Here is a 25,389-nt window from a genome sequence, read left to right on the forward strand (position 1 = left end):
CAATAATAAAGCTATGCTACAGACGACAGGTTTTGCCTGTCCTGTAACGATGAAAAAAACTCGTTCAACGAACTGAGTTGGCTACTTGCATCTTCGAGGCCGTTGAACGTGCGTCTAAATGACTTGCCTTGATCCAATTGACTGAGGTACCAGCCAACGTGTTTGCGTGCTATTCGAACACCGGAGTATTCACCGTATAAGTTGTGAACACCCTTAACATGCTCGATTAACACATTGGCTTGTTCTTGTGCACTGGGCTTATCAAGAATAGAGCCTTTTGTCAGGTAGTGATGGATCTGTTTAAAAATCCAAGGATTACCTTGTGCCGCTCGGCCTATCATGAGTGCGTCTGCACCCGTATAGTCAAGGACATGCTTGGCCTGTATTTCGTCACCTATATCACCATTGGCAATAACTGGAATTGAAATCGCTTGCTTGATTTGACGTATTGTGTCGTATTCAGCCTGGCCATTAAACATACAGGTGCGGGTTCTGCCGTGAATCGCCAAGGCCTGTATGCCTGCTGCTTCAGCTATTTGAGCTATTTCAATACCGTTTCGATGTGCTTCATCCCAACCCGTGCGGATTTTTAGGGTGACAGGCACGTCTACGGCACTAACGACCTCGGATAGTATCTCTTTTACTAACTTTGGCTCTTTCAATAGCGCTGAACCAGCTAATTTTTTGTTTACCTTTTTTGCAGGGCAACCCATATTTATGTCGATGATTTGTGCACCGTGTTCGACATTAAATTGTGCCGCTTGAGCCATCAATTCAGGTTCACTGCCTGCAATTTGTACGCTACGTACACCCGATTCGCCATCATGGTTCATCCTTGCCATGGATTTTGCGGTTTTCCATACGCGCGGATTGCTTGAGAGCATTTCAGATACGACAAGTCCCGCACCCATACGGCGACACAACTCCCGAAAAGGGCGGTCGGTTATACCTGCCATGGGGGCGAGTATCAAATTGTTCGCTAATTTGTAAGGACCAATTTGCACAATATCGCCTACTCCAATACATAACGCTTCTGACTAAATCGGCGGCGTAATATACGTGTTTTTTTGCACTTTGAAAAGTATAATTTTTAAACAATTTAAAGAAAAAATACTTGACTTAAGTAGGCTTTGTGAGTGTCGTCACACTTTCTTAGCAGAAATACAAGCCCACTCGCCTTCTTGTTGCATGGGTTCGAAGATAAACTCATCAGAATATGCGTCAATGACTGTTTGCGCTTGTTCGACTAATATACCCGACATGACTAATTTACCGCCGGATTTACAGTGTGCGGAAATGTTAGGCTTGAGTGCTTTTAAGGGACCTGAGAGGATATTCGCGACAACAATATCAACCTGTACAGCAGGTTGCTGGTCGGCAATGTACAAATCTAACCTGTCGAGGACACTATTTTTTTCTGCATTGCTGGTACTTGCTATTAGAGCTTGAGGATCGATATCAATGCCTATAGCACTTGCGGCGCCAAGTTTTAAAGCCGCGATTGCGAGGATACCGCTCCCGCACCCAAAATCAAATACGCTTTTGTCTTGTATATCTTGGCTGTCTAGCCAACGCAGGCACATGGATGTCGTTGGATGGGTACCGGTGCCAAAAGCAAGGCCTGGGTCTAACAGCACGTTCACTGCTTGTGGGTTGGGAATGTCTCTCCAGCTTGGGCATATCCAGAGGCGTTGACCAAATTGCATCGGATGGAAATTTTCCATCCATTCTCTTTCCCAGTCTTTGTCTTCTAATTGATCAATACTGTACAAAAATTCTTGCCTAAACACAGCAGCATGACTCAGACGCTCGACAACGGGTACAAGATTGATACTGGCATCGTACAGACCAATCACCTGAGTATCAGGCCAGAGTAAGACTTCGCCTGGTTTGGGCTCATACATTGGCGTATCTTTAGCATCGACAAAAGTTACCGCTTGTGCTTGATTGGCACTTAGCATATCGCCTACCGCTTCAGCATGCTCGGCCTTAACGCTAATTTTTAGTTGTTGCCACGCCATTCAGACTTTCCTCTATGTTTTATGGCGGTGAATATACAGGAAGTTCTAATTTTGGGTAAGAGGGCAATCGCTGTTGCAGCACAATTTTATGCTGGAGTAAGATAACGATGCTTTAATCTACGATGAGTTTTCTTCTAACGTTTCGATCTCTTTCCATATCTGTTCAGCCTCAGCGGTAAGCATAGAGTATGATTTGATATCACCTTTTCGTTGTGCAAGCATGGCTTGTTCGAGCTTTATATCGTATTGTTTGCGCAGTTTTTTACTTGGGTTGGACTTTAAAAAGTTGAACATTATTTTACACAGAAAGTAATTTATTAACGATTGATTACGCGCTTTTTGAAATTTGGGTTTAATTTTCCTTGACTCCGTACACAAGTACGGGGTGTAAACTACTAGTGTCATATGAAAGATCACAAGCAAAAAACGATTGGTGTTGTAGCAAAGTCCGCGAATGTTGGTATCGAAACTATTCGATTCTACGAGCGAAAAGGCATTCTTCAACAGCCACCTAAAATTGGCGGATTTCGTTATTATTCTGACGAGGATGTGAGGATTGTTTGTTTAGTTAAACAATTGCAAGGTGTGGGTTTTTCATTAGATGAAGTCAAAGATTTTCTTCAATTTGATAGTTGCTGTATTGAGTCTGCGGACATTATAAAGCAAAAGTCTTTAAACAAAATTGAGGAGATCCGGCGAAAAATTTTTGAGTTGCAGGCAACGGTAAATGCACTCGAAAAATTTTCAAATAGTTGCGGTTCAAATAAAAACGCCTTGAGCAAGTGTGATCTTTTAGATTGTTTTGAAAATGAGTGGGAATGCTGTGGTGGTTCCAAATAAGTAACATTAGGTAAAATATCCTTTGGAGTGTTGAAATGAACGAAAAATGCGTATGTTGTGAAGAGAATGCAGTAGAACAATGCTGTTGCAATACTGAAAATTGTGTATGTAATGAGCAATGCAACTGCGGTGATTGTTGCGCCAATTCAGATTGTTGTTAGTCACAAAAGCTGAACGCGCGATAAGCAATATTTTGCCTTGGGATACAATGTATCCCAAGGATGAAACGCTTTTTCACTTCTCTATCGGCAATCGTATACAAACGCTCAGGCCAGAGGGTAGGTTTTTCTTCACCATAAACTGGTAATTGTTGGGATAGAGTACTGCCAAGCGCTCTTTGATATTTCGGAGCCCCACTCCCTTATCTGTCTGATGGTTAAGGCAATCAATTTTACTGACAGAGGCATGCCCGTCTGGGCCGTTGTCTGAAATTTCGAGCTGTAAATAGCCATCCTCTTCTTTTGCGCTTATTGATATTTCGCCGCCTGAAGGCATTTTAGCAATTGAATACTTAATACTGTTTTCGACAAGTGGCTGCAATAGCAAGCTTGGCACTAAATAGTTTTCAGTCGTTTCGCTAAGCTCAAAGTGAATGTTCAAGCGCTCATCGAAGCGCGTTTTTTCGATATCTAGATACAGCATTAGGGCTTTAAGTTCTTCGTAAAGCACGACTTTTTTTTCTGGATCATTGTCTAAACTGAAACGCAAAAATGTAGACAGTTTTACCAACATATCGTTGGCTTTTTCTTTGTTGCCCATTATCACCAAAGTAGAAATCGCATTGAGTGTGTTGAACAAAAAATGCGGATTTATTTGATAGCGCAGCATTTTAATCTGTGCGCTATGTGACAGGCGTGCGGCAGCAAGGTGCATTTCTTTTTCAGCTACGAGCCTGAAATAAAAGTTGACGCTAAAATACAGAGTACTCCATGCCAATATCATCGCGAGACTATAGGTTAAGCCAGAAAAATAATTGAATATATCCATCATTTCTGCTTTTTTACTGTGATCAATTTCGGGATTTATAAGCGGGTGAATGGTCCACATCGCAATGTTTTTGGCTGGCGTCCAAAGTAATGCCACTACAATGCAAGACAGTATTACGAGCAGCAGAATATTTTGCGGAGAAAAGCGCCAAAAACGCCGATATATGTATCGTAAAGGCAGGGTGAGCAAAGCTGCCAGTGAGGCACTCACAAACAAAGGTACGCCAATCAAATAGTTAGAACTACCAAAAGATAAGACGGTGTTTTCTATTAAGAAGAGAAACCAGTATATAAGCCAACCTGCACAGTGCAATAACCAAAACGAGGGTTTTTGTCGAGTAGGGGGGATATACAGTTCTTCCGACGCTTCAATGGCAGATTTGTTCATGTATAGGGCTAAAGATGCTATTTTGTGACTTACCAACACTTAATAAAAACACAGCCATTGCAATTTGTACATAAAATTGCGACGAATTGCGAATTATTGCGACAAAGTGTTAGTTGTTCTTGATTGTGTTGAGTCGCACTCTGGCGACCTGATAAAAAATAACCCCAGAAATGGGGTTATTTTTATGACTAATTGCAATTAGTGGCGTTTAGTCTTCAGCGTCGAGTTTTTTCTCCAAATAATGGATATTGGTGCCGCCGTTAAAGAAGTTTTCGTCAGCCATAATTTTCTGTTGTAGTGGCACGTTAGTTTTTATGCCGTCTATGACCAACTCATTCAAGGCATGGCGCATACGAGCAATAGCCTCGTCTCTACTTTCGCCATAGGTGATAAGTTTGCCAATCATCGAATCATAATAAGGCGGTACTTTATAACCAGAATAAATGTGCGACTCCCACCTTACGCCCAAGCCACCCGGAGAATGGAACATCTTTATTTGTCCTGGGCTGGGGATAAAAGTCTTGGGATCTTCAGCATTGATACGGCATTCAATAGCATGACCATGGACATTCACTTGCGATTGCTCAATTGACAATGGTTGACCTGCGGCAATACGGAGCTGTTCTTTAATTAAATCAACGCCAGTAATCATCTCTGTAACGGGGTGTTCTACTTGAATACGCGTATTCATTTCTATGAAGTAAAACTCACCGTTTTCATATAAAAACTCAAAGGTGCCAGCGCCGCGATAACCAATTTCAATACAGGCTCGTCGGCAACGCTCCCCAATTTTTTCCCGCATACTTTGGGTAATACCAGGGGCAGGTGCTTCTTCCACTACTTTTTGGTGGCGACGTTGCATTGAGCAGTCACGTTCACCCAAATGCACAGCGTTGCCTTGTCCATCAGCTAAGACTTGAATTTCCACGTGGCGCGGGTTTTCCAAAAATTTTTCCATGTAGACGATGTCGTTGTTAAACGCAGCACCTGCTTCTGTTTTGGTGGTTCGAATCGACGACTCTAGTTCTTCTTCGCTGCGCACAACACGCATGCCACGACCACCACCACCGCCTGCGGCCTTAATAATGATTGGGTAGCCGATACGCTTGGCAATGGCTTTGTTTTTTTCCATATCTTCGCCAAGCGGACCATCTGAGCCTGGCACACAAGGCACACCTGCTTTGCGCATGGATGCGATTGCAGATACTTTGTCTCCCATTAAATTGATGGTTTCTGCTTTTGGGCCAATAAACACAAACCCGCTTTTTTCGACGGCTTCGGCAAAATCTGCATTTTCAGATAAAAAGCCATAGCCTGGATGAATAGCGATAGAATTGGTCACTTCTGCGGCAGCGATAATGCGCGGAATATTGAGGTAGCTCTCAGTAGCGGCCGCATTGCCGATACAGATTGTTTCGTCAGCTAACAGCACGTGTTTTAAATCGCGATCGGCGGATGAATGGGCTGCAACCGTTTTTATTCCTAACTCTTTGCACGCCCTTAAAATGCGCAGCGCTATTTCGCCGCGATTGGCAATAAGTACTTTATCAAGCATGATGCCCGCCCTTATTCGATAATGAATAATGGTTGATCAAATTCTACTGGTTCTTGATTGTCTACCAGTATCTCTTTGACCACGCCGTCGGCATCTGATTCTATTTGGTTCATCATTTTCATTGCTTCGATAATGCAAAGGGTGTCGCCCTTCTTGACTGTGTGTCCTACTTCTACAAAAGCAGCAGCTTCGGGTGAAGATGCACGATAAAACGTACCTACCATAGGCGATTTCACAACATGGCCTGAGCTAACACTGGGAGCCGGTGCTGCGGCTTCTGCACTTGCCGCAGGGGCTGGTGCGGCAGCGGGCGCTACGGGTGCCGCTACTTGAGGCACATATTGTACTTGTTGTGCACCGGTATTGCCGCGATTGATACGCACAGACTCTTCACCTTCGGTGATTTCAAGTTCTGCAATGCCTGATTCTTCAACCAGTTCAATTAGTTTTTTTACTTTGCGTATGTCCATGTGATAACCCTTATAAATCTTTGTTGTATGTATTAAGCAAGGCTCGCTGTAAATAACAACAGCCTGTATTTGTTAGTGTTTGAGTTTTTGAATTAATGCGTCTAATGCGAGTTTATAGCCGAGGGTGCCACACCCCACGATGATGCCTTCGGCGACATCAGACAAAAACGACTTATGTCGAAATGACTCGCGCGCGTGCACATTAGACAAATGCACTTCGATGAATGGAAGTTTTGTGCCTAAGAAAGCGTCTCGTAACGCAACACTGGTGTGAGTCAATGCACCGGGGTTGATGATAACACCATCGATACTGCCCATCGCTTGATGAATAGCGTCGAGTAGCACGTGCTCGGCGTTCGATTGCAAACAAGAGAGTTCACAATCGCACTGGCTTGCATATTCCCTTAAATACTTTTCTACATCGGCTAAGGTTTCGCTGCCATAAATATCAGGTTCACGCTTTCCAAGTAAATTTAAATTAGGACCGTTTAACAAGAGTATTTTCATCAATTTAGCGCTTATATTTTCTTATCTTGCAGATATCATGCGTTTATCGTGCATTTTTTGTTCATTTTCTGCAAGTTAGAGAGTCAAACATCAATTAACTATTCAATATAGCAAATTTTACGTAGATGTCTGCATTTTTTATGTCTTTACTGGTCTAATCAGCGAAGTTAGCTGTCGAGAGTGGCCTTAAAACTTAAAGGCACCTACCGCGTATTCATATGCGCTATCTTTGGTATTGGGTGTATATCCAGGAAATAGTCGAAATTTTGCTTTTTTTTGTTCGCCGCTTGCCAGTGTAATGGTATCTTCGAAGGCATACACTTTATTGGTTTGATGGCGTTTAATATTGGATACAGGGAGGGATTGGGTAAGCCTATCCTGTTTTTCCTTGAGGCTCAGATCATTGGGCACGCCCAGGCTTGCGGAGGCAGCAGCCGTTACTTCGAGATGCAGGGAATCGAGTTTTAAAATAAACATCAATTCTGCAGACAATAAAAAGGACATGGCAATCGTGTCTAAGGTAAGTTGTTTTTCGTACTTACGCGTAATGTCTTTTAAAATCCCAGTAAAGTGGGTGCCAACACCACAATTATCGCGCGTCACAAATTGCCCGCATACTCTTGCCCAACGCAGGCTATCATTGTCTTCGTTGTAGTATTGAACATGCATGTCGATTTTGCTGATTTCACCGGCTTTATGCGCTTCCCAGTTTTGCACAAACTTACGTCGGCTGCGTGCTTCTAGCAAGTCAAGGCCGGTAGAAAAACTGCCTAAGGTTTTTACCACTACTTCGGACTTGTCTATCGACAGATAAACGCGAACGATATCTTCTTTTGCTTGCCATTCCCATACCGACTCGCCACTGGCATACAGCGCTTGATTTAAGCGTTGGGTGTTGCGGGCTAAGCGTTTTTCTGATTCGTGCAGCTCTAGCGATTTTTGACGAAGTACCTCTTCGGCTTGTTTGCGGCCATTGCGTTCACGCAGCAGTTGGCGCTCTAACATGTCTATTTTGTTTTGTAGCTTAGTGTCTTCGCTCATTATTGGGTCTAAACAAAGTGAGGGTTTACCGAACTTCTGATAGTTAGTGAAATCATGGTAAACAGTGGTTGCGAATACTACTTGTTATAGACAAATAATCGGAAAATTAATCTAGAACTTTAGTTTATTTTTGAACCGCCGATATCAAATAAGCACGTATTATGCGCTGTTAATATTCGATTGTGTAAACACGCAGTTGGGCATATATTGGTAGCGTAGGCTAGATCTAGGAGAGTTGTCATTTCTGTTTCACCCGCACACGCTAAGCGAGATTACGACTTGCTTAAAGTCGTAATCTCGCTGTGGGGTAACGCCCGCAAAAGCCGTCAAAAAATGCCGTTTATTGAATTCGACAAATCTATTACCGAAATAGCAAACCTCATGACGCCCTATGCAGTTTTTGTGCTGCATCATCAACTTAACGATATCAAGCGTTTACTGAAAGGCGCATTGGATGAAAATATATCCCTAAAAGATGCGGTGAAAAACATCGATATTGCGCTAAATGTATTGATCCAAGGGAGCAAGACCACCCCCGATCCCGTACTCAGTGAAATTGACAAAGGCGAGCATACCGCGATTATCGAAACCTTGTGCAAGCAAGCGATTACGTCAAAAAAAGTCATCTCGGGGGGAGCAAGGATGGCGGTTATTGATGCAGACCCAAGTGCCGCTTGTGCCACCTTACAAATACTTCAACAGTTTAATTATACGGCTGATAGTTTTGAAAGTATCGAGGCTTTCAAACAGCAATTTTCTGACGACAAATACTCGTTGGTAATCCTCGATATTGTTAATTGTGGATACTCGGTCGAAGAAATAACTGTTTTTGTAGAGGCCTTAAATAAATATGGTGTCGAAGTGATCGCATGTTCAACTGTGTTTAATTTAGAGACAAGGTTGTCTGCAGTGCGAGCAGGTGTCTCCGATTTTATAGTGAAACCCCTACATTCGTACTCGCTATTTGAAAAAATCAGCCGAGTGTTACAATTGCAGCGCGAATACAGTTACACCATTGTCTTGGTCGATGATCAAGAGTCAATGGGCGTTTTTTATAAGTCAGTATTTGAACAAGCCAATTGTCGCGTGGAATACATTCAAAGTGCCCAAGCTTTGTTTGAGTCATTGGAACGCTTAAAACCAGATTTATTTTTACTGGATATGTTTATGCCAGACGTGAATGGTTTAGAAATAGCCTCCATGCTACGCCAATCTGAAAAGTTTGATTTTGCCCCCATCGTATTTTTAACAGCTGATGACACGCTTGAGACTAAGCTAAAAGTATTAGATTCCGGCGCGGATGATGTTATTACCAAGTCAACCCCAACTCCTCTGGTGGTCAAACAGGTATTGGCGAGATTAAATCGCTCTTCAGTCATACGGTCATTTGTGTCAAAAGATGCTTTAACTGGTGTGTACAATCATGGCCAAATCGTCGAATCTGCCAACGATGCACTGCGACTGAGTAAGTTGAACAAGACAAAAACAGCTATCGCATTGATTGATGTGGATCATTTTAAGGTGGTAAACGACAGCTATGGGCATTCGAATGGCGATCAAGTGCTGAGAACACTTGGGCAACAAATGCGTCGAGCATTTCGGGAATCTGACTATATTGGCCGCTATGGTGGTGAAGAGTTCTTGCTGGTTTTACAAGATTGCGACTTATCGAATGGCGTGAAAAAACTAGATGAATTACGGCAAGCTTTCTCAAAAATTCAATTTAAGCATGATCAAGGATATTTTAATGTCACCTTTAGTGCTGGGCTTGTTTGTTTGGGGGAATACGAGCAGCTAAGGGATGCTATCAATGATGCGGATGTACTACTGTACGCGGCAAAAAACCAAGGAAGAAATCAAATAAAGTACGACCGTGATACGGCGATGTGCTAACAAGAGTCACATTTGGCTGTTCTTGATTTGTTAAAAGCGTATAGCTAATTTATGATATGTAAATTAAGGTCAGCGACGTGTCAGACACTACAGGCGTGAACCTGCGCCGACACTTTCAATTGCCTTTGTTAGAGCTGCGCTCATTTTCTCTAAGGGTATAATATTGGCGGTTGCGCCAAGTTCAATAGCGACTTTGGGCATCCCAAATACTACAGAGCTTGCCTCATCTTGTGCCATGGTTGTGGCACCAGCTTGTTTGAGCGCGAGTAAGCCTTGGGCACCATCTCTTCCCATACCCGTTAAGATCGTCGCTACCGTATTTTTACCTACTGTTTTTGCAAGTGAGGCAAACATGACATCGACAGCAGGTTTGTGGCCGCTCACAAGTGGTCCATCATTGAGTTTAGTCCGGTAATCTGCACCGTGACGCATTACTTCGAGGTGTTTGTCACCTGGGGCAATGTAGACATTTCCTGGCAGTAAGCGCTCATTATCTTCAGCCTCTTTCACCTTCACTTTGCACATACCATCCAAACGCTTGGCAAATGATTTAGTGAAATTGGGCGGCATATGTTGGGTAATAACCGTGGCAGGAAAGGCGGGAGACAAACCCATAAGCACTTCTTTTATGGCTTCAGTACCGCCGGTAGATGCACCAATCCCAACGATAATTTCTGTGCCTTTGTACTGAATAGGGGTAACTTTGCTACTGCATTTTTCCGGATTAAAGCGTCTTGGTTTAGACCGAGCAGCAAGTTTGATTTTACTGACGATTTCTGCCTGATATTCTCCCATGCCCTTAGCGACATCAATTTTGGGTTTGGGTATAAAGTCTATCGCCCCTAATTCTAAAGAACGGATCGTCGCCTCTGCGCCTTTTTCGGTAAGGGTAGAAATCATCAGTACAGGCGTGGGTTTTGCCTTCATCAAGCGATCTAAAAAAGTGAGACCGTCAACCTTAGGCATTTCAATGTCAAGGGTAATAACATCAGGTTTGAGTTGCACGACCATGTCTTTTGCTACGTATGCGTCGGGGGCAGCACCGACTAGCTCAAGCTCAGGATCGTGACTAATAATTTCACTTAACAGGCTTCGGATTAATGCTGAATCGTCAATAACAAGTACTCTAATTGGCATCGTTTATTTTCTCCTTAAAATAGATCAACATCGCCAAAGGTGAGGCGCTTATCAAGTTTAGAACGGTAGGCAGATTCTCTATCAAGAATGGTCGTGTTATGCATGGATTTCAACTTACGCACTTTTACTTCGCCTGACTCGGGGAAAAAATACACTTTTCGTGGAAACTCTCCCAGCACATCAGTAGCAGTGACTTTAATGTTCTCCGTTTGCATATATTCCTGAATAAAGGCCGTGTTCTTTTCTCCCACGCTGTGGGCTCGAAATTGCTGCATCACATTGCCGCCGCCAAATATCTTAGCTTCGAGACGACGTTTTGGCGCGCCGAGCTTAAGCATATGGTTAATGAGTACTTCCATTGCATATACGCCGTATCGCGCAGAATCACCCTCTAGATCATTTTCATCATGGCTTTCGGGAAGTAAGAAGTGGTTCATACCGGCTACCCGTAAGACAGGATCGCGTAAACAAACCGAAATGCACGAACCCAATACGGTCACTATTAAAGTGTTTTCTTGCGTGGCAAAGTATTCACCAGGCAGTATTTTGACCGCATTCATTTTAAAGTTGGGGTCAAAATAACGATTGGGTGCGAGGTGTTCGGTCAGCAATTCGCTCATTGTTTAGGCCTTAGGCTGGTAAATAGTTTTGCCAAGTGGCGTAAGTAAAGTACTCACATGAGAGAAGTTCTCTGAATGCCCGGCGAAATAAATACCATTAGGCTTCATATGCCCCACAATCTTTTTTAAAATTTGCAGCTGTGTGGGTTTATCGAAGTAAATCATTACGTTCCGACAGAAAACAATGTCAAAATCCTTGTGCAGATCCCAAGTGTTGTTTATAAGATTGATTTTTCTGAAATTTATCAACTGACGGAGTTCTGGTACCACCCTCGCCAAGTTGGTGTTCTTGCCTTTACCTCGATGAAAATAGCGCTTTTTGATGTCCTTAGCTAAGCTTTCGACCAGTTTGATATCGTAAATACCGGCTCTGGCTTTAGCGAGTACTTTGCTATCAATATCTGAGGCGGTAATTTCTACCGGAATATCAAATTTTCCAAAGGCTTCCACTACCGTCATGGCAATGGAATACGGCTCTTCACCCGTTGAGGCTGCGGCACACCAAATTTTTAATGGGCGCCTGTGTGAGCGAAGGTAGTCTTTTAAATAGTCAAAGTGATGATTTTCACGAAAAAACGAAGTTAAGTTAGTCGTTAGCGCATTGACAAACTCTTCGTGTTCTTCGCTGTGAGTATCTACATAACGCAAGTATTCTGAAAACGACTGAAGTTTTAAGTGTCTGATTCGCCGAGACAATCGGCTGTACACCATAGAGTCTTTGCTTTCAGAAAGGTTGATACCCGCGATAGTCTTGAGTCGCGTTCTGACTGCATGAAAATCAGCAGAACGAAACTCAAATTCCTGACTTTGTTCAGCATTTAGCATCATGCGCTAAAAGCTTTCCCACTCGTCTTCTTGAGACACCGCAGGCACTGCCTTAGGACTCGTTTTGGCATGACCGACAGAGGGTAGCTCATCAAACTGCTGAGTCAGTAGGTCTGGTGCACTTTGGCTAAGTGTTGTGGTCACGTCACTGCTACTGAGTTTAAATGCCCCCACGCGGTTGTTAAGCTCTCCTGCTTGGCCTCGCATGCTTTCTGCGGCGGCAGCTGCTTCTTCAACTAAGGCGGCATTTTGTTGTGTCATTTCATCCATTTGCGATACGGCTTTACTGACTTCGTCGATACCGCTTGCTTGCTCTGCAGAGGCCGCGGCAATTTCGCTCATGATGTCGTTAACGCGCTGAATGGCGACAACAATTTCTTGCATAGTATCACCAGATTGATTGACCAATTCGTTGCCGCTTTCTACTTTGGCAACTGAGTCAGAAATCAAATCTTTGATGTCTTTTGCTGCATTTGCCGAGCGTTGCGCAAGGGTGCGTACTTCCGATGCAACAACTGCAAAACCTCGTCCTTGCTCACCTGCTCTTGCGGCTTCAACCGCTGCGTTGAGCGCAAGGATATTGGTTTGGAAGGCAATGCCATCAATCACACCGATAATGTCAGAAATTTTCTGCGCACTTTCGTTGATAGATGCCATGGTTGTCACAACTTGTTTGATCAAATCGCCGCCATTGCCTGCTACCTCCGCGGCTTGCGAAGCAAGGCCGTTGGCCTGATTGGCGTTTTCTGCGTTTAAGCGGACAGTACTGGTGAGCTCTTCCATGCTTGAGGCTGTTTCTTCAAGACTGGATGCTTGTTGCTCTGTTCTCGCTGACAAATCAGCGTTGCCTTGGGCGATTTCAGATGAGGCATTGTTGATCGTGTCACTCGCTTCGCGAATTTTGCTGATAACAGACACCAAGTTTTCATTGGTGGTGTTACAGTAATTTTTAAGGTCGTTAAATGTGCCTTGGAATTCGGTGTCGACACGTTTAGTCAAGTCACCTTCAGAAATCGCCAGCAGCACATTACTGACTTCGTTCAAGCCGGTTTCTGTGGTTTTCATCAATTGGTTGAGACCTTGCGCCATGGTAAGCATAAAGCCTTCTTTGTCGCTTTCATCCACACGCTTTTCAAAGTTACCTTCAAGGCTGGCTTGTACAATCTCTGCGATTTCTTGTTCAGCATTGACCTCTTTAGTGCGCTCAAGCCATTCAACTACAGAGCCAATGCGCTCACCGCTGGAGTTAAATATTGGGTTCGCTATTAGTCTAAAGTGTCTTGGCCCAACTTTAATTTGGCTGGTGTATGCTTCTTTTAGCCTGTCGAGCAGGCCTTTTTGATGACTAGGGTCTTTGTGGAATGTATCCATATTTACGCCGATCAGGTTGTCCGCATCAAAGTGAGGCAAGACCTTTTTCAAATCAGACTCGGCTTGCTTCATCAGCGTTTTAACCGCGCGGTTCATATAAATGATGTTACGGTCTGCATCAGCTAACATGACATTGGTACTGGTGCAATCCAAGGCTTCGAGTATGCGGGTTACGCGACGCTCTTCTTTGTAAATTTCTGTCATGTCATGCCATTCCACGCTGTTACCAAGATCGTTGCCGTTTTCATCGCGGATTGGATTGATCATAAGACGGAAAGAGTAGCCACCCAAGTTTAAGCGTGCTTCATGTACACCGGTTAGGGCGTCGAGTACAGCATGTTGATGAGTGGGATTGTGGTGAAAGCTGTCGATGCGGGTACCAATCAAAGATTCGACATTAAATTGTGGCAAATCTTTGCGAATAGAGCTTTCTGCTTTTTTCAGCAGTTTGTACACTGAGTCATTCATATACACGATTTTTCTGTCAGCATCAGACATCATAAAACAGGTTGAGCTATTGTCCAGTGCCTGTTTAACTTTTGCGGCTTCGAGTGCTGTGGCTGAGGCTTCTTGTAATTGTACATTTAATTGCGCCAAGGCTTTCTCTAAAATTCCCATCTCGTCCTTGCGTGAAGTATCAAAAGCAATGTCGTATTGGCCTTTGGATATATTGGCAAAGTGCCCGATTAAGTTGTTTGTTGAATTTTTGATTGAACGAATAATAATAAAGCCAATCACGCTACTGACTAAGAGCAAAACAAAAATAGTAGACAAAGTCGTGGTACGCGCTGACGCGATGGCATCCGAACGTTCCGAAATTACCTTAGTTAAATCAACAATGTTTTTGTCGTGTTGCTCGTATAAGGTTCCCAACACGCGGGTGTATTCTTCAAAAAACTGTGTCGGACTATATTCTGGAATGTCTTTATTTAAGATTTCGGTCTCAGCTTTGTTCAAGGCAGCATCCACGATATTTTTAAAATCACTAGCAGCATTAAAGCTATCATTAAATCGCGAGTCAGCTTGGGCCGCAGCTGACATATTCATTTTAAAGTCTTGTAGGGGGGCGGCAATATTTGTCAAGTTTGCTCTTACTGCGCTTTTGGTTGCGCCCGAAATGGTAGAGGCAGAGAGTGCGCCCGCGCCTGCACCACGTATTTTACCCAAGGCATCAGCTAGGCGAGGCATGTTTTGCAAGTTTGCAATGATCAAATGGTAGCTTGAAGCAGCTGGGTCATAACTGAGTAAAAAATGGTTCATGATCTCGCCAACAAACAAGTCGGCTGCAATAATTAGATTGGAGTGTTCGCTAAACGAGGCAACAGGCGTATAACTGCGGCTATTGACGTTTGACTTGATCGTGTTCCAATGATTTTTGAGTTCACCCAAGTTAGACAAGAGATCTCTGGCATTCTCTCTGTCTGCTTCTGTTATTAGCTCTCTTACTTTGGCAAACTGACTATCCACTTCACTGCTTTTTGCCGTTAAAGCCGGTGCGACGGCAGCGTTGCCATTGAATAGCTGGGCAGACATACCTCTGTGTTCAGCCATCACCTTTTTTAGCTTGACGACTGCAGAGGCAGGTTGAATCCCAAGTAGCTCCTGTTGAGCCGAGGCTTGGTTTTCGAACGACAATTCCGTGTAGTAATAAGTGGGTAGTCCCAAACCCAACAAGGCGAGCATCGCAATGATACCCATTTTTACGGGTAACTTAATGTTGTCGAACCACTTGAGGAATTTCATATTAGTCTTGCTCCACAGTTGCCACTGGGTCGTAAAGCCCCAGTTCATCGCTTGATATTAATTTTTGAATATTTACTAGGATAATCATTTGTTCGTTAATGCTTGTGAGTCCGTGCAGATACGCGCTGTCAAACGCTACCCCAAACTCGGGTGGCGGTTTGACTTGCGAGGAGCCAACTTTTATGACATCACTCACTTCGTCCACCACAATGCCGACAATGCGCTCGTCAATCATGAGCATGATGACGATCGTAAATTCGTTGTACGTTGCTTCACCTACGCCAAACTTAATACGCAAATCGATAATTGGCACGATATCGCCTCGCAGGTTTAACACGCCCTTTATATAGTCAGGGGCATTCGCGATTTTGGTGACCTGTTCATAACCGCGAATTTCTTTTACCGTCATGATGTCTAGCGCGTAATTTTCTTCACCGAGTACAAATGTCAAAAATTCATTCTTTTGTTCGGTCTCGGTTTCTTGCTCAGGCATTGTCGTATTAGTTGCCACCTGATACCTCCTGAATAGTAGGGGTTTTTATTTCACTTGATAGGGATTCAACATCCAAAATCATGGCTACACAGCCATCACCCATAATCGTCGCGCCGGCCACACCAGCTACGCGTTTGTAATGTTGCTCTAAGCTTTTTATGACGACTTGTTGTTGCCCTTCTAAATCATCCACCAATATGCCAAAACGCTTTCTGCTGGTTTCTACCAGCACGATAATTGCGTTTGTCGGATCGGCTTTGGCATTGTCGATATTCATGTTTTTATGCAAGGCTATTAAGGGCCAATACTCACCTCTGACCCACAACAAGTGGTCATTGCCAATGGTTTTTAGTTGTTCGGCTTGTGGTTGCATGGATTCCACAATGTTTGTTAATGGAATAACAAACGTTTGTCCGCCTACCGATACGCACATGCCATCAACGATGGCGAGGGTGAGCGGCAAGCGGATGCTAAAGACAGAGCCTTCACCGGCATGGCTTTCTATTTCTACCGCGCCACCAATTGATTCGATATTTCGGCGTACGACATCCATACCCACCCCACGTCCTGACACATCAGTGACGGCTTCGGCGGTAGAAAAGCCGGGTTCAAATATGAGTGGCCAAACTTCGCTATCGGGAATGTCGTCTGATTGCACTAGGCCGTTGCTCATGGCTTTGTTGAGTATTTTTTCTCGATTTAAGCCCGCACCGTCATCTGTGATGGTGATGATGATACTGCCACCGCGTTGCTCGGCGTTGAGGATCACGGTGCCTTGCGGGGATTTACCCATCGCACTGCGTGCGTCCGGCATTTCGATACCGTGATCGATACTATTTCTGATAAGATGTGTGAGCGGATCGACTAGCTTTTCTATTAAGCCCTTGTCAATTTCGGTTTCGCCACCTTCGATAATAAGGTTGATGTCTTTGCCAAGCTTATCCGCTAAATCTCTGACCACGCGCGGAAAACGGTTAAAAGCGAAGGAGATCGGAAGCATACGCATGGACATAACGGCTTCCTGAATTTCTCTTATATTTCTGGACAGCTCACCGATTGCTCCGTCTAATTTTTCTTCTGTTTCGCCGTGCACTTCTTTACCCAGAATTTGTATCATCGATTGTGTGATCACTAGCTCGCCGACAAGGTTGACAATCGAGTCGATTTTGCCTGTATCTACGCGAATGGAAGATGATTCTTTGCTTTCAGTTCGGGCTTTCTTCGCTGGTTTGGCGCGTGAAGCTGTGCTTGGTTTTTTCTCAATAGGTACGACTTTTTTGTCTGCTGCGGGGGGCGTTGTTTTTTCAGGAGCAGCTTGAGTTTTTGTCTCTTCAGGCGTGCTCGCTTTATCTTCTGATGCTTCAAAGAAGCCAAAGCCTTGTCCAGCCTCTTCGTCTTTTTTTACTTGATCATCACTTGTGTTTTCATCAAAGAAACCAAATCCTTCAAGCTGATCATCATCAGTGCTTGCTGCGGTAGGTGTTTGATCTTTTTCATCTGTTTGTGCATCTTTTGCTTGGTTTTCGTCCTCGAAGAAGCCATAAGCCGTCTCCTCTTCTTCAATTTCTTGGGAATCAAAAAAGCCAAACGCTTCGTCTTCATCATCCGCGAGCACAGGATTTTCAAATAGCCCGAATCCTTGCTCCTCATCTGAAGATACTTGCGGTGCTTCATCAGTGTCGTTCTTCAAAAGCGCTTCAAGTGCTGCTGTGCCTTTTTCGATGGCGGACCAATCAATTTCCTCTTCGTTTTGATAGCAAGCCAAAATGACTTTCAGGGTATCGACAGTAATGAGTAATTGATCGACGATTTCTTTGGTAATGGTTATTTTATCATTGCGCGCGAGATCAAGAATGTTTTCCATCACATGGGTTAAGCCTGTTAATGCATCAAACCCGAATACGCCACTACCGCCTTTGATAGAATGCGCTGCCCTGAATATACTATTGAGATCTTCTTTGTCAGGTGCCTCTAGAGATAATTCCATCAGAAGATGTTCCATATCGTCCAGGTGCTCGTGACTTTCTTCAAAGAAAACTTCGAAGAATTGGCTCATGTCTACGGACATAAGATTCGCCTCTACTAGTTAAGTACTTTTGATGCGACTGCGAGTAATTTTTGAGGGTCAAATGGTTTTACCATCCAGCCCGTTGCGCCTGCCGCTCGGCCTTGTGCTTTCATGCCGTCACTTGCCTCGGTAGTCAGTACTACGATAGGCGTTGAACGGTAAGCGCCAATACTTCTAAGGGACTTAATTAGCGTTAAGCCGTCCATTCGTGGCATGTTTTGGTCGGTGAGTACGAAGTCAAACTGCATCCGCTTACACATGTCTAATGCAGCTTGACCATCTTCAGCGGTGGTCACATCATAGCTAGCGGATTTAAGTGTTACTTGAACCATCTGACGAATCGAGGGCGAATCGTCAACGACTAAAATGTGCTTGCTCATCAATTAAAACTCTCTTTTGATTTGTACTGTTGTTTGGTTACCCGGTGGTATTATTTCAACAGAGGTACAAAGTTTCTGAATTAATGAAAGACCGCGACCGGATAGGGAGCCGTCTTCCACTTCCAACGTGGCTTCCGTGTCGTAACCAGTTCCAGAATCCTTGATTGAGAACGAAATTTCATTCTTACTGGGGTCGAATGTATAGCTGATATCGAGTACATCAGTATCGCCGAGTGTTGTCAGGCGCTCTTCTTTTAACTCGATGTACTCTGCAAAGCCTGAATAGTCATCTTTCAGCTTTGAATCTAAACCTAATATGCCATGATCAAGAGCGTTGCTGATGAGTTCAGCAAACACTGTAAACGCTCGCTGACGTAAGTCACCGATTGTGTCAGTGCATCGCATCAAATTGTCGAAGCAACCCACAAGGTCTGTTGTGCCAATTAATCCACCGTTAATCGTAAGGGATGCACGAATCTTGCCAGACTTGCTGAGCTCATCTCTTTTTTTACTATATTGGTAGTTGTCGAGCAGCGTATCGATGGCGACATCGCATACGGAAACGTCGTCCTCTAGCTCGCGCATTTCGTTAAATACTGTGAAGTAATTAATGACGCGGCTATACAGTGGCTCTTTCTCATCGTAGCCGTTCACGGTTTCGATCAGTCTAGCCATACCATATTCTTCGCCATCCGCATTGCGCTGTTCGATGATACCGTCGCTAAAGAAGAGGAGGTTTTTGTACGGGTGCAATTCACAACACGCGAGCGCGGGATCAAATTCATCTGCCGCTAAGATACCGAGTGCCATACTTTTGGCACTGAAGTGATCAATGGTTTTGTCATGCCGTATCGCCAGTAAATCTGGCATACCGCCGTTGAAAATAGAGAGCGTTTTTAGATTGAAATTAATTTCAATCCCAATGAGTGCGACAAACTTATCATCAGGTAAGTCATTACATAGCTTGGCGTTTGCTTCGTGGAGTATATGCGCCAGTGCGAGACCTTTTCGGATCATTGCTTTAATGGTGGTGACTAAGGGCAATATGCTGATTGCAGCGGCAAGGCCATGCCCAGTCGCGTCAGCCAAAAAAACCAAATGGTTGCCGTTGGGGGCAACTTCAGAGATAAAAATATCGCCATTGAATGAGCTAGAAGATTGCAAGTAGGGATTTATGCCATTGGTGTCTTTAATCAGTGTAGAGGCAATATGTTCATACACGTAGCGGGCTAACTGCTCCTCTTGTTCATTTTTATCCAGCAGTGTTTTTAGGCGATTTGTTTGCTCGGCAATTTTTTGATCTTTTTTATACAACGAGCTGACACGTTGAATTTTTTGCCAGAGCAAGTCGAGTGACACGGGCTTCATTAAAAAATCGTCTGCACCACGTTCAAATGCATCGGACATCGTGATTTGATTGTCTTCAGCGGTAACCATTACAATGGGCACACCGACGGCAAGCGTCTGTTTGAATTCTTGGATCGCGTTAATGCCATCGCCATCGGGTAAATGGTTATCAAGCAAAATAAACTGAAAACGAGACGCGTTTAGGTGCTGTTTTGCAGAAGCAATAGAATCACACACAATCGCATTGCACTGCTTGTCTTCGAGGAAGCGTTGCAGTATTTCGGCAAACAGTGCATCGTCTTCAATAATCAGTATTCGCATCGACTCACTCATTGTTCAGATATGTACGGAAAGAAACAAGATTCACAGCTATCGCTACGAGATATCGAATAGGCGGTCGAAGTTTGCTATCAATAGTATTTCTTTGGCACTCTCTTTTGCGCCTCTGATACATACTGAAATGTTTTGATTTTTTGCTTTCTTCTGAAATAACACCATCATGCCAAGCGCCGAGCTATCCAAGTAACTGACTTTGGAAAAGTCCAAGGCAATTTTGCTCGTGCCGCCTTCTGCTAATACACGTTGATATTGTTCAGTAAAATCTTTGTGATAGCTAAAATCGAATCGCTCAGGAATACTTATGGATCGATCACTCATATCTTGTTCCTCATTTAAAACAAATCGACATCACCTGCGTCCATGCTGCTGGCAGACACCGGGTTATGTTGATTGGTTTTACGTTGATTAATTTCGTCTAAGTGCGTATGTACTTGTTGTTTTATTTCTTCAATGTTGGTCATGGTTGTATTCGCCATACTCTGACCAATAAACGTAAGGGAGTCTTTGGTGTAACTTAGATTTTGTCCGTTTATATCACCAAACTGCAAACCACGAATGGCTTTGGATAACGAGGCCTCTAAGTCCATAGAGACTTGTTTCAGTCCTTTGGTCACGTCAGAATCAGATTCAGCCTTCTCGATAATGCTGTTCAACGCCGCGTTAATGTCTTTTTTGGCGTCAATCACATAACTCACATCATAGCTGGCAAGCTCACCGACCTCGCCGGTTAAACCTTCAATTTGCTCCGACATAGTCGTGAGCTTTGCTTGTATTTGGTCGCTAAATTCAGACGAACGGTTGGACAAAGAGCGCACTTCGTCGGCGACTACGGCAAATCCTCGACCGTGCTCTCCTGCGCGCGCGGCTTCAATGGCAGCGTTGAGTGCTAAGAGGTTGGTTTGATCAGCAATACTGTCGATGTCTTTCACGGCTTTTAACACTTCTGGAACGGAATCGTAAATAGCCGTCACTTGGTCTAACAAGGCCATTGAGGACGCTGACATATCGACAGTAGATTGAATAAATTTATCTAAGGTAATGGCAGTACTATCAGCAAATTTACGCATTTGTTCGCTGTAAAGCATGTCTTCATCGCCGTCATTACTACCAATTTTAATGAGTTTTTGAATTGTTTCGGATTGAACATGGACAAGCTCTTGCAGTTCGGAAAAGCTCTCGCTTAATGTTTTAACAGCGTCGTCTTGTGTGCTTTTGATGTCTGCGATGTTCCTCTCACATTCGCCAAGTGTTGGCACAAACTCATCAAACAGCGTTTGCATTTCTGAGAACGCATGAGTTGATTGCGGGCTTTGCGCATCAACTTCTGATTGCTCAGGTGCTTGTGGAGCTTTTTTTGCGACTTGTCCTTGTACCAACAAGCACACCAATAGACCTATCGACAACCAGACTATGGCGATATTGGCGTGACCGATATACAAAATGACTGCTGATACAACTATAAAAAAGCAGGCAAGCAACAGCAATTTTGGAGACATTGAAAGCATAAATGATTAACTCAATGAAATAGCAAAATATACCTTTACACTTTGCATTTCAACGACAAAGAATTGACAAGCAGCGCCTTATTATTGACGATGTTATGAGCAATCTGTGTTAAATGTTCAGTGATTCAATTTTGCAAGCTAAGGTATAAAAAGTTATCGTGAGTATCAGTCAAAAGTTTAATTTTTCTTTTACTGAGAGCTTTGGGATAAAAACTTGTGCTTCGCTATTTTTATTACGGCATGCTGAGTTTTGTGATGTGAATGTTGCTCAGCCAGTCTTAGCCTGCATCGATACAGGCTAAGTGGGAGGGTGAGTTGTGGTAGTTGTGGTAAAAGTTGTGTACTATTTTTTTAGTGCAGCCTTTACATGTTGAGCAAAAGGTTCGGCTTTCATAAACCCAGTTACGCGTGCTTCACTGAGCTCCGATCCAGTGTTATCAAAGAACAAAATGGTGGGTAAACCAAGAATCCGAAAATGCGTCTGAAAGGCGATATTGGCCTCGGTGTTGTCCGTTAAATCTATTTGCATCCATACCGTATCTTGCAAGGCATCGACAACTTTAGGTGAAGGAAACGTATATTTTTCGAATTCCTTACAGGCAACGCACCAATCCGCGTATAAGTCGAGCATGACTGATTTACCCTCTGCATTTGCCGCTGCTAACTTTTCTTCAAAATCACTGAGGTTTTTAACAATTATGAATTCTGGGTGCGCGGCTGAGTCGATAGTGTGTGTATTTAGGCCGACTTGAATACCTATTGTTTTTTCTATGCTTTGAAGTGAGTAAATGCTTGCATACACTAATCCAAATATGACGATTGTGCTCCTCACCCCTTTAGCAAAAGAGCTGGTAGTATTTTGATTGACCGTATACAAATAGCCGAATAAACCCAAACCAAGCGCTGACCAAAGCAAGGTAGTAAGATCGCTAACAAAAATACGTTCCACAAATAGAATGGCAACCGTTAACATCATAAAGCCAAACACGACTTTAACGACATTCATCCATTGACCGGCTTTGGGTAGGAGCTTACCGCCAGTCATCGCAAACAGGATCAATGGAATACCCATTCCCAATGACAAGGCATAGAGCGCAGTAAAACCAAAAATCAAAGATTCAGATTGGGCAACCACGAGCAATATTGCAGTGAGGGGAGCAGTCGTACAGGGGGAGGCGACTAAGCCAGATATCACCCCCATGACAAACACGCCAATGAGGTTGCCACGTTTTTGATTGTTGCTGAGGTTGTTGAGCTTCTCTTGCCACTTAGCCGGTAATTGAATTTCATACAAGCCAAACATCGCTAAGGAGAGCAAGATAAAAAGTAAAATAAAGATGCTGAGCAATACAGGATGTTGAAGCATGGCCTGAAACTGCACGCCAGCCGACGCTACCACAAGCCCAATAATGCTATAAGTAATTGCCATACCTTGCACATATACAAAGGCCAAAATAAAGGCATTGGACAACGATATTTGCTCTCGACCTTTACCAATGACGATGCTAGAAATGATGGGGTACATTGGATAGACACAGGGTGTAAATGCCAAGCCAATGCCGAGCAAGAGCAACACGCCCAAGCTAATAAATAGGCTTTGATCGGAGAGTAATTGTTCGGCTAGTGTAAATTGAGTGGATTTTACTGCTTCATTGCTATCATTAGTTGCTGATTGCACGGGCTTATTAGCATCAGTCACACTATCATTCGCGGTATTGACTGAGTTTAAATATATCACTTGTGTCGTGGGCGGATAGCACAAACCAGCCTCTGCACACCCCTGAAAGCGCAACTTAACTACACTGTCAGCCTCGGCATATTTGATGGGGTATACGATTTCGGTTGCATGGTAAAACACCTCGGAAATACCAAAAAATTCGTCTTCAATTTCGATGCCTTCCTGAAATATTGGTTCACCAAGCTCTGCACTTTCTACTTTTGTTTTAAACTGCTTTTTATATAAATAATAACCATCGGCAATCTGCCATTTAATGACTAGTTCATCGTCGCGTTGCTCAAAATCGAATACAAACGCTTCTTCTACTTTTAAAAACGTTGGTGCATCAGAAAATAAGGATTCGGGGGCTATTTGCGCTTGCGTCTTTGCAGCATTCATGAGCCCGAAAAACAATATAAAGACAAATAACAGTTTACTGAAAGATAGTGGCTCTAGTTGCTTGACGACTTGTTGTTGACGCATTGCTTACCTTTGTTTTCCAATAGTGATTGGGTGCAGATTTTACTCATTTACACACCAAAATTTAGATATACACCTGACCACCTAAAAGCCATAAAAATTTCATAACTTAAATATCAAGACTAGGATACATATACTTAGGCGAAGGAGAGGGACTCCCAATAACAATAAAGTCGCGATAAACCCATCCATGGGCGCTCCGCAAAGGCATCCTTGCCTTTGAGGCTTTATTGTTATTGGGAGTCCCTCTCCTTCGCCTAAGTATCTTACCTACTCATTAAGTACATAGCACTGCCATAGGTAGCACCTCGAATTAAGCTTGTGCATTCCCCCTCTGTTGTCGCAAAATTTATTTTTCATGGACGAAAAATTAAAGCGTATATGGATATACTCGCAGCGGTTTTGCGACAACAGAGGGGGAATACCCAAGCTTAATCTAACCGTGTCACAGATAGTAACTTTTTATTGCTAAATATTGAAAGTGTCTTTTCAATCCCAATATCTATTTTGAGATAACTTACCATTTCCATCAATTATTTTGGGCCGCTGAGTGTGCTGATTCTATTTTTGTTATTTGCAGTATTACCTATATCAGAAATCATGCTATTGATTTCGGTATCAGATGGGATTGGTGGATGGAATACGTTTTTTCTCGTATTACTCACCGCTTTTTTTGGGGCTTATTTTGTTAAGCGAGAAGGCTTGGCAACCTTGCAAACTGTTCAGCAAAAGTCTGCGGCGGGTGAGCTACCGGGAAAAGCATTGAGCGAGGGGGTGTTGTTACTCATTGCTGGTGTGTTACTGGTAACGCCTGGCTTTATCACTGATGGTATTGGCTTACTATTTACCTTACCGTTTTCCCGCGCTTATATTGCCTCGTCACTTGTTAAGCATTTACTGAAGCAACAGCAAAGCGGGAAGAATCATTTTTACTTTAATATGCATCGTGGGTCTCAGTTTCATCAAGGGAGTGAGACAAACGATTACCAACACAAGTCGCACCGTGGTTATGCATCAAGCGATGAAAATGGCGACATTATAGATGGCGAATACACGGATAAAACTCGGTCTCAAGATCGCAATCGGATACAATAGCGCTAGTTTTTGCTTCATTCTTTGCATGCTTGGGCAAAGAATGCAGCACGACCTAAAGTTTTTGAAAAAAATTTCAAAAAAACCTTGAGTTTATTTCGACCAACCCCACTTAGCTTGCAACTCATTAAATTCGTGCTTGTTTTTGATGTTCAAGAAGGACATTTAAAAACAAGTGACTACTAAAACCAAAATGTAAATTGGAATTTTCAGGAGATTTGAAAATGGCAATTCGTCCTTTACACGATCGCGTTATCATTAAGCGCGAAGAAGTTGAAAGCAAGTCTGCAGGTGGCATCGTGCTTACTGGATCTGCAGCAGAAAAATCTACACGCGGTAGCGTTATCGCAGTAGGGAATGGCCGTGTACTAGAAAATGGTACTGTTCAAGCACTTGATGTAAAAGTGGGTGACACGGTAATTTTCAACGACGGTTACGGCGTGAAAACTGAGAAGTTAGATGGCGAAGAAGTGCTTATCCTTAGCGAAAGCGACATTCTGGCAATCGTAGAGTAATAAACAAAAAATTAACTCATCAAGTTTGAGAAATTTATCAAATTAGAGGAAAGAAC

At 43.4% G+C, this 25,389-nt stretch carries 22 protein-coding genes and 1 pseudogene; 4 read left to right on the forward strand and 19 right to left on the reverse strand.

All coding sequences use genetic code 11. The annotated features are described in order from the left end of the window. Positions 1-11 precede the first annotated feature (11 nt). The 3 genes from dusB to ACFOHL_RS13600 all read right to left on the reverse strand — a co-directional run bounded on the left by dusB (position 12) and on the right by ACFOHL_RS13600 (position 2,315). The gene (dusB, locus tag ACFOHL_RS13590; protein ID WP_376920777.1) at positions 12-1,004 is read right to left on the reverse strand and encodes a tRNA dihydrouridine synthase DusB; all 993 of its coding nucleotides are present in this window, start codon (positions 1,002-1,004) and stop codon (positions 12-14) included. 138 nt (positions 1,005-1,142) lie between these two features. After that, positions 1,143-2,021 (reverse strand): 50S ribosomal protein L11 methyltransferase, encoded by an 879-nt coding sequence (gene prmA / locus ACFOHL_RS13595; RefSeq protein ID WP_376920778.1) that lies wholly within the window; start codon positions 2,019-2,021, stop codon positions 1,143-1,145. A gap of 117 nt (positions 2,022-2,138) precedes the next feature. Next, complete coding sequence (locus tag ACFOHL_RS13600) at positions 2,139-2,315, reverse strand: DUF6435 family protein (protein ID WP_376920779.1); 177 nt, start codon at positions 2,313-2,315, stop codon at positions 2,139-2,141. 111 nt (positions 2,316-2,426) lie between these two features. Here ACFOHL_RS13600 and ACFOHL_RS13605 point away from each other — a divergent pair, with 111 nt between their 5' ends. Further along, positions 2,427-2,861: a MerR family transcriptional regulator gene (locus tag ACFOHL_RS13605; RefSeq protein WP_376920780.1), complete on the forward strand. Its 435-nt coding sequence runs from the start codon at positions 2,427-2,429 to the stop codon at positions 2,859-2,861. Between the two features lie 234 nt (positions 2,862-3,095). On the opposite strand, the gene ACFOHL_RS13610 is transcribed toward ACFOHL_RS13605, so the two are convergent. From ACFOHL_RS13610 to ACFOHL_RS13630, 5 genes are all read right to left on the reverse strand, one after another. Next, positions 3,096-4,235 (reverse strand): sensor histidine kinase, encoded by a 1,140-nt coding sequence (locus ACFOHL_RS13610; RefSeq protein ID WP_376920781.1) that lies wholly within the window; start codon positions 4,233-4,235, stop codon positions 3,096-3,098. A 208-nt stretch (positions 4,236-4,443) separates the two neighbouring features. Then, entirely contained in the window at positions 4,444-5,790 is a 1,347-nt protein-coding gene (accC, locus tag ACFOHL_RS13615) for an acetyl-CoA carboxylase biotin carboxylase subunit (protein ID WP_376920782.1), read from the reverse strand. Between the two features lie 11 nt (positions 5,791-5,801). Further along, on the reverse strand, positions 5,802-6,260 hold the full coding sequence (gene accB / locus ACFOHL_RS13620) for an acetyl-CoA carboxylase biotin carboxyl carrier protein (RefSeq protein WP_376920783.1): 459 nt from the start codon (positions 6,258-6,260) through the stop codon (positions 5,802-5,804). Positions 6,261-6,332: 72 nt separating this feature from the next. Beyond that, positions 6,333-6,767, reverse strand: coding sequence for a type II 3-dehydroquinate dehydratase (gene aroQ / locus ACFOHL_RS13625; RefSeq protein ID WP_376920784.1), 435 nt, complete (start codon positions 6,765-6,767; stop codon positions 6,333-6,335). A 186-nt stretch (positions 6,768-6,953) separates the two neighbouring features. Next, the gene (locus ACFOHL_RS13630; RefSeq protein WP_376920785.1) at positions 6,954-7,808 is read right to left on the reverse strand and encodes a hypothetical protein; all 855 of its coding nucleotides are present in this window, start codon (positions 7,806-7,808) and stop codon (positions 6,954-6,956) included. Positions 7,809-8,087: 279 nt separating this feature from the next. On the opposite strand from ACFOHL_RS13630, the gene ACFOHL_RS13635 reads away from it, so the two are divergent. After that, the gene (locus ACFOHL_RS13635) at positions 8,088-9,701 is read left to right on the forward strand and encodes a diguanylate cyclase (RefSeq protein WP_376920786.1); all 1,614 of its coding nucleotides are present in this window, start codon (positions 8,088-8,090) and stop codon (positions 9,699-9,701) included. An 87-nt stretch (positions 9,702-9,788) separates the two neighbouring features. Here the strand turns inward: ACFOHL_RS13635 and ACFOHL_RS13640 are convergent, their stop codons facing one another. From ACFOHL_RS13640 to ACFOHL_RS13695, 11 genes and pseudogenes are all read right to left on the reverse strand, one after another. Then, positions 9,789-10,838, reverse strand: coding sequence for a protein-glutamate methylesterase/protein-glutamine glutaminase (locus ACFOHL_RS13640; protein WP_376920787.1), 1,050 nt, complete (start codon positions 10,836-10,838; stop codon positions 9,789-9,791). 14 nt (positions 10,839-10,852) lie between these two features. Beyond that, positions 10,853-11,458 carry a chemoreceptor glutamine deamidase CheD gene (cheD, locus tag ACFOHL_RS13645; protein ID WP_376920788.1) on the reverse strand — a complete coding sequence of 202 codons (606 nt, stop codon included), beginning with the start codon at positions 11,456-11,458 and terminating at the stop codon, positions 10,853-10,855. 3 nt (positions 11,459-11,461) lie between these two features. Beyond that, the gene (locus ACFOHL_RS13650; RefSeq protein ID WP_376920789.1) at positions 11,462-12,286 is read right to left on the reverse strand and encodes a CheR family methyltransferase; all 825 of its coding nucleotides are present in this window, start codon (positions 12,284-12,286) and stop codon (positions 11,462-11,464) included. A 3-nt stretch (positions 12,287-12,289) separates the two neighbouring features. Beyond that, on the reverse strand, positions 12,290-15,397 hold the full coding sequence (locus tag ACFOHL_RS17565; protein WP_449189032.1) for a methyl-accepting chemotaxis protein: 3,108 nt from the start codon (positions 15,395-15,397) through the stop codon (positions 12,290-12,292). Position 15,398: 1 nt separating this feature from the next. Next, a complete protein-coding gene (locus tag ACFOHL_RS13665; RefSeq protein ID WP_376920934.1) occupies positions 15,399-15,890 on the reverse strand; it encodes a chemotaxis protein CheW in 492 nt (163 codons plus the stop codon). A gap of 7 nt (positions 15,891-15,897) precedes the next feature. Continuing rightward, entirely contained in the window at positions 15,898-17,958 is a 2,061-nt protein-coding gene (locus ACFOHL_RS13670) for a chemotaxis protein CheA (protein WP_376920790.1), read from the reverse strand. A gap of 14 nt (positions 17,959-17,972) precedes the next feature. Then, a complete protein-coding gene (locus ACFOHL_RS13675; RefSeq protein ID WP_376920791.1) occupies positions 17,973-18,338 on the reverse strand; it encodes a response regulator in 366 nt (121 codons plus the stop codon). A gap of 3 nt (positions 18,339-18,341) precedes the next feature. Then, the gene (locus tag ACFOHL_RS13680; protein ID WP_376920792.1) at positions 18,342-20,006 is read right to left on the reverse strand and encodes a SpoIIE family protein phosphatase; all 1,665 of its coding nucleotides are present in this window, start codon (positions 20,004-20,006) and stop codon (positions 18,342-18,344) included. A 54-nt stretch (positions 20,007-20,060) separates the two neighbouring features. After that, entirely contained in the window at positions 20,061-20,342 is a 282-nt protein-coding gene (locus ACFOHL_RS13685) for an STAS domain-containing protein (protein ID WP_376920793.1), read from the reverse strand. Positions 20,343-20,653: 311 nt separating this feature from the next. Further along, positions 20,654-20,947: pseudogene (locus tag ACFOHL_RS13690) on the reverse strand (methyl-accepting chemotaxis protein); the annotation flags it as partial. A gap of 925 nt (positions 20,948-21,872) precedes the next feature. Next, complete coding sequence (locus ACFOHL_RS13695; protein WP_376920794.1) at positions 21,873-23,729, reverse strand: protein-disulfide reductase DsbD; 1,857 nt, start codon at positions 23,727-23,729, stop codon at positions 21,873-21,875. A 549-nt stretch (positions 23,730-24,278) separates the two neighbouring features. Between ACFOHL_RS13695 and ACFOHL_RS13700 the strand changes: the two genes are divergently transcribed. Continuing rightward, on the forward strand, positions 24,279-24,821 hold the full coding sequence (locus ACFOHL_RS13700; RefSeq protein ID WP_376920795.1) for an FxsA family protein: 543 nt from the start codon (positions 24,279-24,281) through the stop codon (positions 24,819-24,821). Between the two features lie 221 nt (positions 24,822-25,042). Beyond that, positions 25,043-25,333 carry a co-chaperone GroES gene (locus ACFOHL_RS13705; protein WP_376920796.1) on the forward strand — a complete coding sequence of 97 codons (291 nt, stop codon included), beginning with the start codon at positions 25,043-25,045 and terminating at the stop codon, positions 25,331-25,333. Positions 25,334-25,389: the final 56 nt, after the last annotated feature.

It is taken from the genome of Agaribacter flavus (assembly GCF_042646125.1).
GTDB lineage: Bacteria > Pseudomonadota > Gammaproteobacteria > Enterobacterales > Alteromonadaceae > Glaciecola > Glaciecola flavus.